We start from the raw sequence: 2,064 nt of genomic DNA, 5'->3' as shown, positions 1-2,064 counted from the left end.
TAAGATCGCCGCAGGACTGACCCAGAGCCGCACCCCATGCCCATCCGTGAGACGCCCAGCATCACCGAGAACGACCGCGCCCTGCGGCTCTTCACCGACCGCCTGGCCGAGCGGCGGCTGTTCGCGCGCTATCTGCACGCGGACCCGCCCCCGGAGCGGCTGCTGTTCTTCCACGGCGACGGCGGCAACGGCAAATCGCTGCTGCTCAAACGGCTCGCCACCGGGTATTGCCGGCGCCTCGCGACGACCGACTGGCAGCGGCTCGACGCCATCGCAGACGATGCCGCCTTCATCGAGGGCCTGGAGGCGGCCGGCGAGGCCGCCGAGGTCCCCTACCTCTATCACGACCTCGGCGCCGCGGACACCGGCGAGGATCGCCCGCGCGTGTTCGGCAAGCACCTCAAGACCGATGCGGCACTGTGGCTGGCCAAGCGCGGACTGGACGAGGCACGGCTGCGCGCACTCCAGGCCATGGACCCCGGCTCCGAACTGCGTGACCAACTCCCGCGCATCCTGGGCGAGGATCTCAACGCCGCCATGCAACTCCCCGGCGCCCCACCGCGCCTGGTGCTGCTCATCGACACCCACGAGGCCTTCTGGGGCACCGAGCGTCACCTCCAGTCCACCGACTCCTATTTCCAGCGGGACGAATGGCTGCGCGTGCTGCTGGCCGAGCTGTATCGGCCCAATCCGGGTATCGTCGTCGTAGTCGCCGGGCGCGAGCCGCCGCGCTGGGCCGAGGCCCCCGAGACACCGATCCCCCGGGACCTCATCGACACCCAACTCGTCGGGCACCTGGAGCCCCCGGACGCGGAAGCCTACCTGATCCGCGCCCTGGAGCCCATGACCGGACCAGCCCCACCGCCCGAGCAAGCGGCCCTGCGCGCCGCCCTGATCCGCTGCGCCGAGGTCGAGCCCGGCCAGGTCCAACCGCTCTACCTGGGCCTGGCCGCCGATGTGGTGCTGCAGGCAAACGCCCGCGGCGACACCCTGACCGCCGACGATTTTGCGGCCGGACCGGACGCGACCCCCAACGACGGCCCGGCGGAACGCATGGCCGACAAGGGCCGCACCCTGGCCACCCGGCTGCTGCGCTACTGCCCCGAGGAGCTGGCCTACGCGGTCAAGGCACTGGCCGCCGCCCGCCGCTTCGACGCCGGGATCTTCTATGACCTGGGCGAGCGGCTGCACTTCCACGCGACTGCACCCGCCTTTCAGACCCTGACCGGGTTCTCATTCTGCTGGCGGGAGCCTCAACCCGGGCGCGGGGGCTACCGCATCCACGAGCTGCTGCGACGTGTACTCGCCGAACTGGCGGCGGAGGAGACAATAGCGGCCCATGCCGCACTGGAGGCGATCTTTCGCGAGCGCGCAGAGACGGAACCGGAGGCCATTGCGGAGGCGATCTATCATGCCAATCGGCAGGACTGGTGGCGGGGGTATCGCGAGTGGTTCCAGGTCATGGATGAGGCGCTTGTCAACGCACGCTTTGCACTGGCCGAAGCACTCGCAGCGCTGCGGCCGTTGCTGCGGTTGGAGGCGCCGTTCGCACAGGCGACGGTTGCCATGCTCATCGGTCAGTTGGCTGCAGCGTTCTTCCGTCACCAGACCGCTGAAGCGGCGTGCCAGGATGCGGTCAAGGGTTTCGACCGCGCACTAAGGCAGACACCCGATGATGTCGAGGCCCACAACAACAGGGGCAATGCGCTCTGGACCCTCGGCGAACTGCGCGCGGCCTTGAGCGATCACCCGAGAGCCGAGAGCGCCTATATGACCGCCATCGCCGCCTATGACGAGGCCCTGACCCGAGCGCCGGATTTCGTTTCGAGCCATGGCGGCAAAGGCAATGCGCTTATTAGCCTCGGCAACCTACGCTCAGCCTTAAGCGATCACGCGGGGGCCGAGACCGCCTATGCCGCCGCCATCGCCGCCTACGACGAGGCCCTGACCCGGGAGCCGGATTTCGTCCAGGCCCACAACAACAAGGGCGCTGCGCTCCGGAGCCTCGGCGCCCTGCGCGCGGGCTTGAGCGATCACGCGGGGGCCGAGTCCGCCTATGCCGCC

1 pseudogene is annotated in these 2,064 nt (G+C 69.4%); it reads left to right on the top strand.

Annotation, left to right across the window (positions count from 1 at the left end):
• Window positions 1-36: 36 nt before the first annotated feature.
• Window positions 37-2,064: pseudogene (locus QZY44_RS18955) on the top strand (hypothetical protein); the annotation flags it as partial.

The sequence above is a fragment of the uncultured Thiodictyon sp. genome (assembly GCA_903837595.1).
Lineage (GTDB): Bacteria > Pseudomonadota > Gammaproteobacteria > Chromatiales > Chromatiaceae > Thiodictyon.
The sequence above is the reverse complement of the archived record's forward strand: the minus strand, read 5'-3'. Positions and strand labels throughout refer to the sequence as shown.